The sequence below is a fragment of the Xanthomonas hortorum genome (genome assembly GCF_011305375.1).
GTDB lineage: Bacteria > Pseudomonadota > Gammaproteobacteria > Xanthomonadales > Xanthomonadaceae > Xanthomonas > Xanthomonas hortorum_E.
On record NZ_VCME01000027.1, the window covers coordinates 97,333 to 111,182 of the forward strand.

Below are 13,850 nucleotides of genomic sequence, written 5' to 3' on the forward strand. Positions count from 1 at the left end.
GTAGGGGAATCACGCAAGCGTACGCCGCCTAATGGCCTGCGGCGTCACGCATCGCCGTGGGGAGAACCACCTGGAGACCTGGATCTTGGACAAGCTGCTTCGTCGTACCGCCGCGCCCGTCGCGCGTCGTGCCCTCTCTCTGGCAACCGCCGCTGCGGTGCTGATGCTGGCCGCCTGCCAAGGCAAGGACACCGCTGCCGAGGCGAGCAAGACCGCGCCGGCCGCCGCACCCGCCGAGGCGTCCACCGCGATCCATCCCGACCAATGGCCGTCGCCGAAGTGGCCGTTCGCGCAGGACCAGGCCCTGGAGCAGCGCATCACCGATGTGATGGCCAAGATGAGCGTCGAAGAGAAGGTCGCGCAGACCATCCAGGGCGATATCGCCAGCCTGACCCCGGACGATGTACGCAAGTACCGCATCGGCTCGGTGCTGGCCGGCGGCAATTCCGATCCGGGCGGCAAGTACAACGCCAGCCCGGCCGAGTGGCTGAAGCTGGCCGACGCCTTCTATGAAGCGTCGATGGACACCTCCAAGGGCGGCAACGCGATCCCGATCATCTTCGGCATCGATGCGGTGCACGGCCAGAGCAATATCGTCGGCGCCACGCTGTTCCCGCACAACATCGGCCTGGGCGCCACGCGCAACCCGGAGCTGATCAAGCAGATCGGCGAAGTCACCGCCGCCGAAACCCGCGTCACCGGCATGGAGTGGACCTTCGCGCCGACCGTGGCGGTGCCGCAGGACGACCGCTGGGGCCGCAGCTACGAAGGCTATTCCGAGTCGCCGGACGTGGTGGCCAGCTTCGCCGGCAAGATGGTCGAAGGCGTGCAGGGCGTGCCGGGCACGCCGCAGTTCCTCGACGGCAGCCACGTGATTTCCTCGGTGAAGCATTTCGTCGGCGACGGCGGCACCACCGACGGCAAGGACCAGGGCGACACCAAGGTGTCCGAAGCCACCATGCGCGATATCCACGCGGCCGGTTACCCGCCGGCGATCGCGGCCGGTGCGCAGACGGTAATGGCCTCGTTCAACAGCTTCAACGGCGAAAAGATGCACGGCAACAAGGTCATGCTGACCGACGTGCTCAAGGGCCGCATGAACTTCGGCGGCTTCGTGGTTGGCGACTGGAATGGCCACGGCCAGGTCAAGGGCTGCACCAACGAAAACTGCCCGGCCTCGTTCATTGCCGGCGTCGACATGGCGATGGCCTCCGACAGCTGGAAGGGCATCTACGACACCGAACTGGCGGCGGTGAAGTCGGGCCAGATCTCGACCGAGCGCCTGGACGATGCAGTGCGCCGCATCCTGCGCGTCAAGTTGCGTCTGGGCCTGTTCGAAGCCGGCAAGCCGTCCAAGCGCCCGCTCGGCGGCAAGTACGAATTGCTGGGCGCGCCGGAACATCGCGCGATCGCCCGCCAGGCAGTGCGCGAGTCGCTGGTGCTGTTGAAGAACCAGGCCGGCATCCTGCCGCTGGACCCGAAGAAGCGCGTGCTGGTGCTGGGCGATGGCGCCAACGACATGGGCAAACAGTCCGGCGGTTGGACGCTGAACTGGCAGGGCACTGGCACCAAGCGCAGCGACTACCCCAATGGCAACACCATCTGGGAAGGTCTGGACAAGCAGATCAAGGCGGCCGGCGGCAAGGCCGAGCTGGCAGTCGACGGCACGTACAAGACCAAGCCGGACGTGGCCGTGGTGGTATTCGGCGAGAACCCGTACGCCGAGTTCCAGGGCGACATCGCCACCTTGCTGTACAAGCCGGGCGATGAGAGCGAACTGGCACTGATCAAGAAGCTCAAGGCCGAGGGCATCCCGGTGGTGGCGGTGTTCCTGAGCGGGCGTCCGCTATGGATGAACCAGTACATCAACGCGGCCGATGCCTTCGTCGCTGCCTGGTTGCCGGGTTCGGAAGGCGAGGGCATTGCCGACGTACTGCTGCGCAAGGCCGACGGCACGGTGCAACACGACTTCAAGGGCAAGCTGAGCTTCTCCTGGCCCAAGACGGCGGTACAGTTCGCCAACAACGTCGGCCAGAAGGATTACGACCCGCAGTTCAAGTTCGGCTTCGGCCTGACCTACGCCGACAAGGGCGATCTGGCTGCGTTGCCCGAAGACTCCGGCGTGTCTGGCGAGCAGTCGGTGGGCGGGGTGTATTTCGTGCGCGGCAAGCCGGCGCTCGGCATTGCGATGCAGCTGTCCAATGCCGGCCAGGCCAACATGCCGGCGACCACGCTGCCGGTGGGTTTGTCCGATGGCAGCCTGAAGATGACCGCAGTCGACCACAAGGCGCAGGAAGATGCGCGGCGTCTGGTGTGGTCCGGTGCCAAGGCCTCCAGCGTGTTGCTGGTGTCCGGCAAGCCGGTGGACGTGTCGCGTGAGAGCAACGGCGATGTGCAGTTGCAGCTGACCGTGCGCCGCGACAGTGCAGTGACTGCGCCGGTGTGGCTGGGCGTGGGCTGCGGCGACAAGTGCGGCGGCCGTGTCGATGCGCAGAAGACCCTGGCCGCGCTGCCGCAAGGCCAGTGGAAGGTGGTCGGCGTGCCGTTGAAGTGCTTCGCAGTGGCCGGTGCCGATGTGACCAAGCTGACTCAGGTCGCCAGCATCGAAAGCGGCGCAGCGCTGGATTTGTCGATCTCCAAGATCGCGCTGGGCGCGCTCAACGAAGCCGAAGTCACGCTCGACTGCCCGGTCAAGTAAGCAGTACTCCCGCAGGCGCGCTTGCGGGAGCGCTGAGGTAACCAAGAAATACACGCGTCGCCGACTCCGGCGACGTGTTACAGCGGCCACCCTCAGCGGTGGTGTTATTAGCCGCCGCGGGACGCGCGCGTCGATCGGCCGGGAAGGCCTGCAGCTGCGGTTCGCCGCGCTGCCGTCATGCACACGGTGCGGGCGGCGGCAGTCTGCAGACCTGTCCGGTCCACGACGCACACCCCAGAGCCAGACAGGAGAGTGCAGTGGGTTTGGCGACGTTGGATATCGTGATTGTGCTGGTCTATCTGACCGGCATCTTCGTGCTCGCGCAGTGGGTCTCGCGCGAGAAGGCAGGCCACACCAAGAGCGCCGAGGATTACTTCCTGGCGAGCAAGTCGTTGCCGTGGTGGGCGATCGGCGCCTCGCTGATTGCCGCGAACATTTCGGCCGAGCAGATCATCGGCATGGCCGGTTCCGGCTATGCGATCGGTCTGGCGATCGCGTCCTACGAATGGATGGCGGCGCTGACGTTGTTGATCGTCGGCAAGTTCTTCCTGCCGATCTTCCTGCGCAACGGCATCTACACCATGCCGCAGTTCCTGGAACAGCGGTACGGCAAGTGGATCCGCACGCTGATGGCGGTGTTCTGGCTGCTGCTGTACGTGTTCGTCAATCTCACCTCGATCCTGTGGCTGGGGTCGATCGCGGTCAGCCAGGTCACCGGCATGGACCAGACCCTGGCGCTGACGCTGATCGGCGTGTTCGCGCTGGTGTATCAGTTGTACGGCGGTCTGAAGGCGGTGGCGCTGACCGATATCGTGCAGGTCACGCTGCTGGTGCTGGGCGGCCTGCTGGTGGCCGGGCTGACCCTGGCGCGGATCGGCGATGGCGCCGGCGTGCTGGCCGGTTTCAAGCAGCTATGGAGTGCGCACCCCGAGCACTTCCACATGATCCTGAGCAAGGACAACCCGTTCTACAAGGACCTGCCAGGCCTGAGCGTGCTGCTCGGCGGTCTGTGGGTGATGAACATCAGTTACTGGGGTTTCAACCAGTACATCATCCAGCGCGCGCTGGCGGCCAAGAACATCGGCGAGGCGCAGAAGGGCATGGTGTTTGCCGCGTTTCTGAAGCTGCTGATGCCGTTGGTGATCGTGGTGCCGGGGATCGCTGCGGTGGTGCTGGCGCCGGATCTGGCCAAGCCCGATCAGGCCTATCCGACCATGATGCAGCTGTTGCCGACCGGCATCCTGGGCCTGGTGTTCGCCGCCCTGGTGGCGGCGATCGTGGCCTCGCTGGCTTCCAAGATCAATTCGGTGGCGACGATCTTCACCCTGGATTTCTACGCCAAGTTCCGCCCGCAGACCGAGCAGAAGCAGTTGGTGCGCGTGGGCCGTATCGTGGCCATCGTGGCGGTGGTGATCGGCATTCTCACCGCGCGGCCGTTGCTGGGCAACTTCGATCAGGGCTTCCAGTTCATCCAGGAATTCACCGGCTTCTTTACCCCGGGCGTGGTGGTGATCTTCATGCTCGGCCTGTTCTGGAAGCGCGCCAACGAAGCCGGCGCACTGACCGCGGCGATCGGCTCGGTGGTGTTGTCGTTCGCGCTCAAGTTCGCCTGGCCGGAACTGCCGTTCATGGACCGCATCGGCGTGGTGTTTGTGGCGGCGCTGGTGCTGGCCGTGCTGGTGTCGCTGATGACCGCGCCCACCCAGGCGCGCGATCTGATCCGTACCGACGATGTGGCCTACGGCACCACGCTGGGCTTCAAGATCGGTGCGATCGGGGTGGTGGTGATTCTGATCGCGCTGTACGCGGTGTTCTGGTAATCGCCAACGCAACCGGCTGACATCGGTTGTTGCACGCGGCGCGGCACACAGGTGTCGCGCCGCAGTGCGTTTGGACGTTGCGGTTTACATGCGACGCAACGATTTACACCCGCGCCGCCGCCAGGCTTGCGGCGAGCAGATTGACCGGGGCTTCAAATTGCGCATGCCACGGCGTCTGCAGCCAGGTTTCCAACGCGGCCGCCGGCATTGGCTTGGCGATCCAGTAACCCTGGCCTTCGTCGCAGCCCCAGGCGCGCAACTGCGCATACGCCTCGGCCGACTCGATGCCTTCGGCGACCACGCGCTGACCCAGGCTGTGGCCGAGCTGGATCATCGCCGGCACCAGGGTGCGGTCGGTGCGGCTGTCCGGCAGCGAGCGGACGAAGGATTGATCGATCTTCAACGAGCTGGCCGGCAGCTGCTTGAGATAGCTGAAATTGCTGTAGCCGGTGCCGAAGTCGTCGATGGCGATATGCACGCCCAGTGCCGCGATGGCCGCCAGTTGCTCGGCCAGATGCTCCGGATGGCGGATCATCGCGCTTTCGGTGAATTCGATTTCAAGCCGGCGCGGATCCAGCTTGTGGCGCTCCAACCCACGCTTGAGCAGTCCGGCAAAACCGGGCCGGTCCAGATCGGCGGCCGATACGTTCAAGGCCAGGTTGAAGTCCAGACCCTGTTGCTGCCAGCGCGCGGCCTGGGCGATGCCGTTGTCGATGACCCAGGCGGTGATGCGATTGATCAGCGCAGTCTTCTCGGCCATCGGCACGAAGTCGGACGGCATCACCGGGCCGATCATCGGGTGCTGCCAACGCAGCAGCGCTTCCACCGCCACGCAGCGGTGATCGTGCAGATCCACGCGCGGTTGATAGTGCAGGCGCAACTGACTGGCGCTGTCCAGCGCGGCGGGCAGGGCGGCTAGCAGGCGGAAGGTATTGCGCTGGGCCACATCGTGCTTGCGCTCGTACATGCTCCACGGCAAGGCGCGCTCGCGTGAGACATCAACCGCGGTGGTGAGCGAGCGGATGGTATCGGCAGCGCCATAGCTGGTCTGCAGCGCAACCGCGCCGATCGAGGCCACTGCCGTGTGCGGAATACCCTGATGTTCCAGCGGCTCGGCGAAGGCCTTGGAGACCTTGATGCACAGCGTGGACAAGCGTTGCGTTTCGGCCTGCGCCAGAAAGCCGAAGGTGGTCGGGTCCAGGCGATACAACGCGGTGCTGGCCGGCAGATAGGCAGCCAGACGACGTTGCGCCAGGGCTACATAGCCGTCGGCGTAATCCCAGCCCAGCGCCTTGACCATGTCGCGGAAGTAATCGCTGCCGCAGATGTCCACCGCCACCGCGGTGGTCGCCGGTGCGCCTTCGCGTTGCGAGAGCCAGGCATCCAGGTCCTCGCCAAAGCGCGATCGATTGGGCAGACCGGTCGGGCCATCGCGATAGGTGGTGCTGCGCAGGTTTTCCACCCGCAGCACGGCCAGGTCGCGCAGGCCTTCCAACTGGGCGATGGTCCCTGCGTCCAGACCTGGGCGCGGGCTGGTGCCGATCACGCACAAGGTGCCGATGCTGTGGCCGTCGAGCAGTTTCAGCGGTGCGCCTGCGTAGAAGCGGATGAACGGCGGGCCCAGCACCAGCGGGTTGTCGCAGAAGCGCGGATCCAGCTGCGCGTCGGGTACCACCATCACCTCGTCCGAGCGGATCGCATGGGCGCAGAACGCCTGGTCGCGCGGGGTTTCCTGCGCCTCCAGGCCAATACGCGCCTTGAACCACTGGCGGTGCTCGTCCACCAGCGAGACCAGCGCGATTTCCGCACCCAGACTGCGTGCGGCCATCGCGGCGATGGTCTCGAACATCGGGTCCGGTGGCGAGTCCAGCAGGCACAAGCCACGCAGGACGGCCAGCCGGGTCGACTCATCGGCCATCGGCGAAAGCAGGGATTCGGCAGAAGCGAGCGTGGATTGCATGTGTTCGTATCGGCCTGAAGCGTAATCCCTTGATCGGCGGCGACTGGCTTTGTTCAGTTGATGGCGGGCAGTGCTGCCGGCAGGCGGCGTGCAACGTGCTGTCGCTGGCGGGATCGATGCAATCGCGCGGTGTTAGCGCGATTCGCAGCATCGGCGATCGGTCTGACTCAGGTGACATTCCTGATCTGCAAAACCTGTCGCACAAGCGGCGACGAAATGCCTCGAGACCGCTAAACATTGCCGGCTTACGGCCGATCACTGGCTGTACGCACCTTTGTCGACCCAGAGACGATCTTCGCCAAGCCGATTTATTTCAGCGCGTCGTTGCTTCTGTGATGTGAGTTGCCTTCAAGGATGTCGGGAATTGACACAGTGTTCACACGAATTGTGGATCCCGCCGTCGCGGTTACGACGCCCCTGCCTGGAAACCGATCGTGAAAAAATTGAAGTCTTTCGCTCAACGCATGCTCCTGATCACCGCCGGTCTGGCGCTCTCGTCTGCCGCGCATGCGGGATTGTCGGTCTCCGGCACGCAGTTGCGTGAGTCCAATGGCAACGCGCTGGTGTTGCGCGGGGTCAACCTACCGCATGCCTGGTACGCAAGCCGCACCGATGCGGCCTTGGTGGCCATCGCCGCGACCGGCGCCAACAGCGTGCGGGTGGTGCTCAGCTCCGGCTACCGCTGGAACCGCACACCGGAGGCCGAGGTGGCGCGCATCATCGCGCGTTGCAAGAGCCTGGGCCTGATCGCGGTGCTGGAAGTGCACGACACCACCGGTTATGGCGAAGACGGCGCTGCGGCCGGTCTGGCCCACGCCACCGCGTACTGGACCAGCATCCGCAAGGCGCTGATCGGTAACGAAGACCACGTGATCATCAATATCGGCAACGAGCCGTTCGGCAATCGCTTGAGCGCGAGCGAATGGGTCAACGGCCATGCCACCGCGATCGCTGCGTTGCGCAAGAGCGGGCTGACCCACGCGCTGATGGTGGATGCGCCGAACTGGGGCCAGGACTGGCAGTTCTACATGCGCGACAACGCCGCTGCGCTGCTGGCGCGCGACAGCAGCCGCAATGTGATCTTCAGCGTGCACATGTACGAGGTGTTCGGCAGCGATGCGACGGTCAACAACTATCTGCGTGCCTTCCGCGATAAAAAGCTGACGCTGGTGATCGGCGAGTTCGGTGGAGACCATCGCGGCGCGCACGTGGACGAAGCGGCGATCATGCGGCGCGCACGCGAGTACAGCGTCGGCTACATGGGGTGGTCGTGGTCGGGTAACGACAGCAGCACCAAATCGCTGGACATTGCAGTGGGCTGGAATGCCGCACGCCTCAGCACCTGGGGAACCAGATTGCTCCTGGGTGCCGATGGGATTGCGGCGACTTCGCGCAGGGCGAGCGTGTTCGGCCCGCGTTGAGGCGGGCACACCCGTCGGTGCGCGTCGGCGGTCTTTTGAATCGGCATTGCGTCTTAGATATAGGTGTAGAGCGGCTGGTGTTTGGTTTTGCTGCAGGGCCCTTGCCCGCCCACCGTCGCGGGACACGCCGCAAGTACGTCCATGTAGGCTCTTACGCGGCATCCATGCCGAGTAAGGTCCCGCGACGGTGGGCGGGCAATGACCAGTGGAGATGGTCGGTGTGCAGAGTTGCAAGCAGTGCATGACGCGCGTTTTTGGATGACGGCGCGGATGACGGCGCGTCCGATCAGCGTCGCAACGCGAACGAACAACAGGCAGGCTTTCAACGAAGCGACCTACGAACTTCCTGGCGCGGTGCCCTCACTGATTGCGGGACCGTGTGGCGGCATGGATGCCGCCACCGAGCCTCCACGGACGGATTTACGGCGTGTCCCGCGAGCGGTGAGGGCGCCGCGCACTCGACTGACCAGACTTGGGTGCATTTAGACACCACGATTCGAAATCTTGGGTGTCCTGCTAAGTGCTTGGACGGTGCAGACAGGTCGTCCTGAGTGGCGAGGGCATCGCGCCCTCGGCCAGCGCGTCCTCACGACAACCCAGCCACGCCTCAACGCCCCGGCTCGCGTAACGGGCCTGGGCTTGGTCGCTTGGTCAATTTGCGCTGCAGCGAGCGGCGATGCATGCCGAGCAGGCGTGCGGCGGCCGAGACATTGCCACCGGTTTCGTGCAGCGCCTGCTGGATGTGCTCCCATTGCAGACGGCTAAGCGGTGTCATCATTTCCTGCGCGGTTTCTTCTTCGTCCGGCTCGGGCAGCTCGTCATCTTCCTCGCCCAGCGCGCGCATGATGGTGGGGATATTGGCCGGCTTCGGTAGATAGTCGTCGGCGCCGAGTTTGATCGCCTCCACGGCGGTGGCGATGCTCGCGTAACCGGTGACCAGCAAGATGCGCATGTCGGTGCGAATCTCGCGTAGCGGTTGGATCAGGTTCAAACCCGAATCGTTGCCGAGCTTGAGATCGATCAGCGCGAAATCCGGCAACGCACTGCGCGCGATCGACAACGCACTGGCCGCGTCGGTGGCGGTCAGCGTTTCCACACCGCGACGGGCGAGGCTGCGTTGCAGGGTGCGCAGGTACAAGGTGTCGTCGTCGACCAGCAGGCCGGTGCGCAGGGGAGTGCTTGTCATGCGAGTGCCTCGTGTTCGGAGAGCGGCAGGCGGAAACCGACGCGGGCGCCGCTGCCTTCGGCGGGCAGCATCCACAATTCGCCCTGCAGCCGCTCGACGGTGGCATGCGACAAGGCAAGACCCACACCCATGCCGTCGTGCTTGCCGCTGTTGAACAAGGTGCCCGGCAACATGGCCTGCGAGGTGTCGAAGCCCGGCCCGTAGTCGCGCACTTCGCCGCTGAGGTGGTCTTGCTCTATGCGCAGGGTCAGATCGATTTGCGGGCGCCCGGCACGTTCGCCGGCGTCGGCGGCATTGTTGAGCAGCACCATCAGCAGATGGCTGACGCCGGGCTGCAGCAGCAAGCGCATCGGCGCGTCGTCGTTGCGACGCAGTTCGATGGTCGGGCGTACCAGCCGCCATTGTTCCAGCACGTCCTTGACCGCCACTTCGCGGCTCAGGTGCCCATTGTCGGCCGGCGCTGCCAGCGCCAGTACGCGCTCATGGCACTGCACCAGCAGCTCGCGCAAGGTGTCCAGATCTTCGCGTAGCTCGTTCTGGTCGCACTGGTCGGCGATGTCGTCGACCAGCAGGGTCATCGTCGCCAGCGGGGTGTTCAACTCATGCGCGACCGAGGCCGCATGCGTGGCCAGCGCCACGATGCCCTCGTTGCGCGCAAAGCGCTCGCGCAGCATGGAGATCTCGCGCTCGCGTTCGCGCATCGACAAGGCCAGCCGCGTGGCGAACGCCAGCACCACCACAGTGGAGAGCAGGAAGTTGGCTGCCATGCCCCACATATGCAGGCTCAGCGGGTCGAAGCTGCCGTAAGGCAGCGGCAGGCCGAAGGCGGCGCTGATCACGTAACCGGCCACACAGGAGGCCGCCACCGCCATCGCCCAGCCCAGCGGCAGGGCCAGTGCGGCCAGCGCGATCAACACCAGGAACAGCGAGCCGAACGGATTGGCGATGCCGCCGCTCCAGCCCACCATCCAGGTCAGCACGGTCACATCGACCAGGATGTGACCGAATTCGGTGGCCTGGCTGACCGCGCCGCGGTGGGCCACACGCAGCTGCGCATACAGGTTGAACACTGCCAACGCGGCCACGCCGGCCCACAGCGGTTGCTGCGGCAGGTTCAGGCCCATCACCCCGGTGGCGACCAGGATGGTGGCGGCCTGGCCGGCAGTGGCCAGCCAACGCAGGCTGCACAGGGTTCGCAGGAAGGAAGCGTCGGAGCTGTTCATCACGGCAATGCTATGCGCTCGGGGAGGTGGCGGTATGCGACAAACCGTCGCATCGGTGTGGAAGACGGCCCGCCCGGCGCTTCAGCTGTGAGCGGACCGATGACAGGCTAAAATACCGCGATGTACGACGCCGTGACCCGCCCAACCCCTCCCGCCGACGCCACCGCCTGGCCGCGTCGCATCACCCGCAGCGTCAAGATCGGTAGTGTGATCGTGGGCGGCGGCCACCCGGTGGTCGTCCAGTCGATGACCAATACCGACACCGCCGACATCGCCGGCAGCGTCAAGCAGGTGTCCGAGCTCTGGCGCGCCGGCTCGGAAATGGTGCGCCTGACCGTCAACAACGCCGAGTCTGCCGCGGCCATTCCGCGCATCGTCGACAAGCTGCGCATGATGGGGATCGAGGTCCCGTTGATCGGCGACTTCCATTACAACGGTCACCAGTTGCTCGCCGCCGAGCCGGCCTGCGCCGAAGCGCTGGCCAAGTACCGCATCAACCCCGGCAATGTCGGTTTCGGCAAGAAGAAGGATCTGCAGTTCGCGCAGCTGATCGAATTCGCCATCAAGTACGACAAGCCGGTGCGCATTGGTGCCAACTGGGGCTCGCTGGACCAGTCGCTGGCCGCGCAGCTGATGGACGAGAATTCGCAGCGCGATACGCCCTGGGATGCCGGCCGCGTGCTGCGCGAGGCATTGATTCGCTCGGCGGTGGATTCGGCCGAACGCGCAGTGGAACTGGGTCTGGCACGCGAGCGCATCATTTTGTCGGCCAAGGTGTCTGGCGTGCAGGAGTTGATCGCGGTGTATCGCGATATGGCCGCGCGCTGCGACTTCGCGCTGCATCTGGGCCTGACCGAAGCCGGCATCGGCAGCAAAGGCATCGTGGCCTCGGCCGCGGCCTTGAGCGTGCTGCTGCAGGAAGGCATCGGCGACACCATCCGCATCTCGCTGACGCCGGAGCCGGGCCAGTCGCGCACCCAGGAAGTGATCGTTGCGCAGGAACTGCTGCAGACCACCGGCCAACGCGCCTTCACCCCGATGGTCACTGCGTGCCCCGGTTGCGGCCGCACCACTTCGGAGTTCTTCCAGGAACTGGCTGGCGTGGTGCAGAACCATGTGCGCGCCAAGATGCCGGAGTGGAAGATCAGCAATCCCGGCGCAGAAAACATGACCCTGGCGGTGATGGGCTGCGTGGTCAACGGGCCGGGCGAATCGCGCCACGCCAATATCGGCATCTCGTTGCCGGGCACCGGCGAGGCGCCGTCGGCGCCGGTATTCATCGATGGCGAGAAAAGCGTCACCCTGCGTGGCGAGAATATCGCCTACGAGTTCATCGATCTGATCGACCAGTATGTCGAACGCACCTATGTCCGCCGCGCCGGCTGAATCGCCGGCCGGTTTCAGACATTGGCTGCGCAACAATGCGTGGCGCATGGCGTTGTTGTTCGCCGGCGTGTTGTTGCCGCTGGGGCTATTTGTTGACCTGGCCGATGAAGTCCACGAGCTGGAGAATTTCTACTTCGACGAGCCGTTGTTGTGGAGCATGCGCAGCATCGCCACGCCGGGGCTGGATGCGTTTTTCGGCCTGATCTCCAGAGTCGGCTACCAGTACGGCGTGATTCCGATCGATATTGCGATCGTGCTGGTACTGCTGGCGTTGCGGCGCTGGCGCGAAAGCACCTTCGCCGCGCTGGGGTTCGGCGGCTCGGCGTTGTTGAACATGGGCGCCAAGCAGTTCTTTCAGCGCAATCGCCCGAGCCTGTGGGAATCGATCGCCCCGGAAAGCACTTTTAGCTTCCCGAGTGGTCACGCGATGGGCTCGATGACGCTGGCCGCGGTGGTCGTTGCGCTAGCCTGGAACACGCGCTGGCGCTGGCCGGTGACCATTGCCGCCAGCCTGTTCGCAGTGCTGGTGGGGGTGTCGCGGATTTACCTGGGCGTGCATTACCCGTCCGACATTCTGGGCGGCTGGTCGGCCGCGCTGGTGTGGGTGGTCGGGTTGTATTTGGTGATGTTTCGCGGCGCGCGGCGGCCACATTGGCGTCGCCATCGCATGTCAGGCTGATGACACGGCCGCGCCGACGTTGAACGTGGTGGGCGCAGGCGCGGGCACCTAGCGTGGTGCAGACAGGTACTGCCTTTGACTCAGTAACGACTTGCTCGCTCCCGGCGCCACAACTGCAGCCCGATCACGCTGCCGATCACTGCCAGCAGAATCATGTAGTACGCCGGTCCCATCGGGTGCTGCTTGAGTAACATCACCACCACCAATGGGGTCAGACCACCAAAGACGGCATAGCCCAGGTTGTAGGCGAACGACACGCCAGACAGGCGCACCACCGGCGGAAATGCTTCGACCATGATGCGCGGGATCGCCCCCAGGATGCCTAGCGCCGCGCCCAGCAGGGCATACAGCGGAAACAGCAACTGCGGGTCGCCGGCCAGCCGATAGAACAGCCATGCGCTCATGCCCAGGAACACGCTGCCGGCAAGCAGCACGCGTCCGTTGCCCCAGCGATCGGACAAGGCGCCGGCCACGATCGAGCCGATGGCCTGCAACAGGACCGCGAGCAGATTGGCCTGCAAGGCGACCGCTGCCGGATAGTGGTACACGCTCTGCAGCAGCGTGGGCGTCATCAGCGATACCACCAGCACCCCGGCTGCCACCATCCAGGTCAGCCACAACGACAGCGCCACACTGCGTGGATGATCGCGCAGCACCACCTTGAGTGGCGTTTCGCGCGCAACCGCACGCATGGCCATCAGCTCGGCGAAGACCGGCGTTTCGTGCAGCCAGCGCCGCAGATACACGGAAAGCAGGCCGAAAATGCCGCCGGCCAGGAATGGCAGACGCCAGGCGTACTCGGCGATCTCCGGTGGGGTGAAGGCGCGATTGATCGCTGCGGCGCTCAGCGAACCGAGCAGGACGCCGGCAGCCAGGCCGGCAGTCAAGGTCCCGCAAGCGAGCCCTCTGCGCTGCGCAGGCACGTGTTCTGCGACGAAGACCCATGCACCGGGGACTTCGCCGCCGATGGCTGCGCCTTGCAGCAATCGCATCGTCAGCAGCAGGAGCGGAGCGGCCAGGCCGATCTGCGCGTAGGTCGGCAGCACGCCGATGGCCAGCGTGGGCAATGCCATCAGCCCGATGCTCAGCGCAAACATGCGCTTGCGACCAAGCAGATCGCCGAAGTGCGCCATCACGATCCCGCCCAGCGGGCGGATCAGGTAGCCGGCCGCAAAGATGCCGAAGGTCTGCAATTGGCGCATCCAGTCCGGGATGCCTGGCGGAAAGAACAGCTCTCCCAGCACCGTCGCGAAGAAAATGAAGATGATGAAGTCGTAGAGTTCCAGCGCGCCGCCCAGCGCAGACAGGGCCAGCGTCTTGTAATCGCCGCGTGTGAGCTGGGTTGCTGGTGCAGTGCCTGGTGATGGGTCGGTCTTCAAGGCGTGACCTCCTGTGGCAGGTGATGGCGCGCATGCGCGTGCTGGAACAGTGACGTTTGACGCAGCTGTGCTGCCGCGCCAGCAAGGCACAGCTTGCA

The 13,850-nt window shown here is 65.0% G+C and carries 9 protein-coding genes; 5 read left to right on the forward strand and 4 right to left on the reverse strand.

Annotated features, from left to right (window positions below; genetic code table 11):
* Positions 1-85 precede the first annotated feature (85 nt).
* Positions 86-2,698, forward strand: a complete 2,613-nt coding sequence (locus tag FFY45_RS20220; RefSeq protein WP_176341796.1) for a glycoside hydrolase family 3 protein — start codon at positions 86-88, stop codon at positions 2,696-2,698.
* 257 nt (positions 2,699-2,955) lie between these two features.
* Complete coding sequence (locus FFY45_RS20225; RefSeq protein ID WP_023904700.1) at positions 2,956-4,518, forward strand: sodium/sugar symporter; 1,563 nt, start codon at positions 2,956-2,958, stop codon at positions 4,516-4,518.
* 103 nt (positions 4,519-4,621) lie between these two features.
* Here FFY45_RS20225 and FFY45_RS20230 read toward each other — a convergent pair whose 3' ends face one another.
* The gene (locus FFY45_RS20230) at positions 4,622-6,478 is read right to left on the reverse strand and encodes a putative bifunctional diguanylate cyclase/phosphodiesterase (RefSeq protein ID WP_176341797.1); all 1,857 of its coding nucleotides are present in this window, start codon (positions 6,476-6,478) and stop codon (positions 4,622-4,624) included.
* A gap of 434 nt (positions 6,479-6,912) precedes the next feature.
* On the opposite strand from FFY45_RS20230, the gene FFY45_RS20235 reads away from it, so the two are divergent.
* On the forward strand, positions 6,913-7,899 hold the full coding sequence (locus FFY45_RS20235) for a cellulase family glycosylhydrolase (protein ID WP_176341798.1): 987 nt from the start codon (positions 6,913-6,915) through the stop codon (positions 7,897-7,899).
* Positions 7,900-8,506: 607 nt separating this feature from the next.
* On the opposite strand, the gene FFY45_RS20240 is transcribed toward FFY45_RS20235, so the two are convergent.
* Both FFY45_RS20240 and FFY45_RS20245 read right to left on the reverse strand, forming a co-directional pair.
* A complete protein-coding gene (locus tag FFY45_RS20240) occupies positions 8,507-9,085 on the reverse strand; it encodes a response regulator transcription factor (protein ID WP_006449316.1) in 579 nt (192 codons plus the stop codon).
* The gene (locus tag FFY45_RS20245) at positions 9,082-10,308 is read right to left on the reverse strand and encodes an ATP-binding protein (RefSeq protein WP_074057619.1); all 1,227 of its coding nucleotides are present in this window, start codon (positions 10,306-10,308) and stop codon (positions 9,082-9,084) included. Before FFY45_RS20245 ends, FFY45_RS20240 begins: the two co-directional genes overlap by 4 nt.
* Before the next feature lie 120 nt (positions 10,309-10,428).
* On the opposite strand from FFY45_RS20245, the gene ispG reads away from it, so the two are divergent.
* Positions 10,429-11,694: a flavodoxin-dependent (E)-4-hydroxy-3-methylbut-2-enyl-diphosphate synthase gene (ispG, locus tag FFY45_RS20250; protein WP_168957822.1), complete on the forward strand. Its 1,266-nt coding sequence runs from the start codon at positions 10,429-10,431 to the stop codon at positions 11,692-11,694.
* Complete coding sequence (locus tag FFY45_RS20255) at positions 11,675-12,373, forward strand: phosphatase PAP2 family protein (protein ID WP_176341799.1); 699 nt, start codon at positions 11,675-11,677, stop codon at positions 12,371-12,373. Before ispG ends, FFY45_RS20255 begins: the two co-directional genes overlap by 20 nt.
* A gap of 80 nt (positions 12,374-12,453) precedes the next feature.
* Here FFY45_RS20255 and FFY45_RS20260 read toward each other — a convergent pair whose 3' ends face one another.
* Positions 12,454-13,752 carry an MFS transporter gene (locus FFY45_RS20260; protein WP_176341800.1) on the reverse strand — a complete coding sequence of 433 codons (1,299 nt, stop codon included), beginning with the start codon at positions 13,750-13,752 and terminating at the stop codon, positions 12,454-12,456.
* Between the last annotated feature and the right edge of the window lie 98 nt (positions 13,753-13,850).

What these genes read in the sequence shown, in the direction of transcription:
- FFY45_RS20255 (WP_176341799.1), top strand. Translation starts at nt 11,675, where the DNA reads ATGTCCGCCGCGCCGGCTGAATCGCCGGCCGGTTTCAGACATTGGCTG.
- ispG (WP_168957822.1), top strand. Translation starts at nt 10,429, where the DNA reads ATGTACGACGCCGTGACCCGCCCAACCCCTCCCGCCGACGCCACCGCC.
- FFY45_RS20240 (WP_006449316.1), bottom strand. Translation starts at nt 9,085, where the DNA reads ATGACAAGCACTCCCCTGCGCACCGGCCTGCTGGTCGACGACGACACC.
- FFY45_RS20245 (WP_074057619.1), bottom strand. Translation starts at nt 10,308, where the DNA reads ATGAACAGCTCCGACGCTTCCTTCCTGCGAACCCTGTGCAGCCTGCGT.
- FFY45_RS20230 (WP_176341797.1), bottom strand. Translation starts at nt 6,478, where the DNA reads ATGCAATCCACGCTCGCTTCTGCCGAATCCCTGCTTTCGCCGATGGCC.